Source organism: Streptomyces ipomoeae 91-03, assembly GCF_000317595.1.
Classification (GTDB): domain Bacteria; phylum Actinomycetota; class Actinomycetes; order Streptomycetales; family Streptomycetaceae; genus Streptomyces; species Streptomyces ipomoeae.
Map to the genome: position 1 here is coordinate 1 of NZ_AEJC01000457.1, position 2,331 is coordinate 2,331.

At 66.3% G+C, this 2,331-nt stretch carries 3 protein-coding genes; 2 read left to right on the forward strand and 1 reads right to left on the reverse strand.

All coding sequences use genetic code 11. The features are described from left to right. Positions 1 to 209: 209 nt before the first annotated feature. Entirely contained in the window at positions 210 to 947 is a 738-nt protein-coding gene (locus STRIP9103_RS29980) for a hypothetical protein (protein ID WP_009326698.1), read from the reverse strand. Between the two features lie 238 nt (positions 948 to 1,185). Between STRIP9103_RS29980 and STRIP9103_RS29985 the strand changes: the two genes are divergently transcribed. Further along, a complete protein-coding gene (locus STRIP9103_RS29985) occupies positions 1,186 to 1,533 on the forward strand; it encodes a LuxR C-terminal-related transcriptional regulator (RefSeq protein WP_009326697.1) in 348 nt (115 codons plus the stop codon). A gap of 392 nt (positions 1,534 to 1,925) precedes the next feature. Beyond that, entirely contained in the window at positions 1,926 to 2,306 is a 381-nt protein-coding gene (locus STRIP9103_RS29990; protein ID WP_141585358.1) for a hypothetical protein, read from the forward strand. The last annotated feature ends 25 nt before the right edge of the window (positions 2,307 to 2,331 follow it).

The following is a 2,331-nucleotide window of genomic DNA, read 5'->3' on the forward strand; positions in this document are numbered from 1 at the left end:
CGCCCTTGGCCGGTGAGGGCGCTCCTGAGCCGGGGGCGCGCTCTCGGCCGATGGGCGCCCTTGAGCAGGGGGCGCCCGTTATTGGGGGGCGTGAAAGGGGCGCGACACCCCCGGGGGGCGGCCTTGACCAGGGGCCTCGGGGTGCCGCGCCGGTTCCCGGTGGGTGGGGCTCCGGGGAAGGGGGGAGCCGTGCCCAGCGGGAGGGGGCGTCAGCCGTTCAGGAACTGGGTGTTCCAGACCTTGGTGTGGCCCTTGACGACCTGCTGCTTGGTGATGGCCGCGCCGAACGAGGCGACCTTCGGGGTCAGCTTCCACTTGACCTCGGCGCGGGCGAGGCCCTTGACGGCGACCTTGACCGGGCCGCCCTTGATCGCGACGGCGGCGTTGACGTTGGTGACCCTGGCGACGGCGCGGGCCTTGCGCTGGACCTTGCCCTTGACCACGTTGTAGTGGAGCGTCAGGTTCTCGGCGGTGACCGGGATGCCGAAGATCGTCTCGGTCACGGTGTAGGACACCACCGTGGCGCCCTTCGCGTCCTTGAAGTTCCGCTTGGACGTGACCTGCTGGACGAACTTCACGTCCGCGTTGACCTTGGTGACGCTCTGCTTCGGGGTGTTGATCGCGCCGCTGAGCTCCTTGAGGAGCTTCTCCTGGATCTTGCGGTCCTGGAGGTGGGTGACGAACCGGGCCTTCTTGGCGGCCGGCAGCGCGGAGAAGCTCCTGAGGGTCTTCTTCGCCTCGGGCGTCTTCTGCGTCTTGAGGTACGTGAGGTAGCTGTTCACCGTCAGCTTCGCCGGGAGCTTCGCGGCGGCCTGGGAAGCGACCGTCCGCGTGCCCTGGGACGCGCCGAGGTCCGCGGCCGACGCGGTGGGGGCGAGCACGGCGAGCGTGGCTGCTCCCGCTACGGCGACGGTGGCGAGACGACGCGTGGTGAGACGGCTGTGCACAGTGTTCTCCCTGGGTTTGGGGGTTCTGTCGGTGCGCGGCAACAAATCTATGGATCAGCTGGGTTGGCCGAAATTGTCCCTTCGGGCAGTGACCTTGAGGGATCCCCTCTCTGTGACGTGGCCGTGTCATTTGAGGGGTGCTTCTTGTCAGTAGCGGGCGCTAAGTTGGACATAGATCGCCGCCGCACCCGGGGCACGGGGCTCTGTCGGGAAAAGCGGCATCGGGAAGGGTCGACCAATGAGCAAGAGGTCTGACGTAGGAGACACGGCTTGCGCCTACCGGCGCACGGGAGCAGATCCGATCCGGGACATCAGCAGGCTCAAGACACTGACGGACCGTGAGAAGGAAGTCCTGCTCCTGCTGGGCACGGGGCTCGGCAACCGGCAGCTCGCCCGGGAGCTCGGGATCGCCGAGCGTACGGTGAAAGCGCATGTCGCGCGCATAGTGGAGAAGTTGGAGCAGCAGACGCGGCTGCAGGTCGCGGTGCTCTCCGTCCTCGCCCACGAGCTGCTGTGCACGGACCCGCGCTGTGCCTGCGGTTCCGCCGTGCCCAGGCCGTCCCTCGTCGGGGCGTCCGCCGTCTGACCGTCGACCGCGGCCGGCCTCCGGCACGCGGGCCGGCCGCGGTGACCGTCGATCAACGACCATCCATCACCGGTCAACACCACCGGCCAACCATCACCGGTCAACCATCAGCGGCCGACGATCAGTGGTCGTTCACCACCGGCCATCGGCCATCGGCCATCACCGACCATCCGCGGTCACCGGCCGTCGGCCGGATGCGATCGCCTACCTGTCCATCGGGGCACTGCCCTTTGGTACACCTCCCCGAAGGACGATGTACGGCAAAGGATGTGGCGTTTACGTTTGAGAATCGCGATCGCCCGAGAGGGCGTCGGACCAGCGACTCATCGACCGACGCAAGCAACTCAAGAAACTCGCAGGAAACTTACGGGGTAAACGTGAATATGCGTGGAGTGACCAAAGCGGCTGCTGTGGCAACCCTGGTGACGACTCTCGGCCTGGGCTCGGCGACCAACGCCCTGGCCGCGAACGGCACTTGGACGACGACGGGCAAGAAGACCCAGACCACCTCGACGCTCAAGCTGAAGAAGGAGCTGAAGAAGGGCTTCCTGCACTTCGGCATCGCGGGCAACGGCAAGCACAAGTGGACCGCCACGTCGTACCGGATCGTCGGCAAGAAGGGCGGCAAGGACGACGTCAAGATGCAGACGGTCAGCGACAAGGACCTGAACCGGGAGAAGGTGGCCCCGTTCAAGAAGTACCCCAAGGGCAGCTACTACATCGTCTTCAAGTACTCGGTGAAGGGTAAGAAGGCGTTCGGCGGCATCGACTAGTCGGTCCGCGGTATCGACCGAGGAG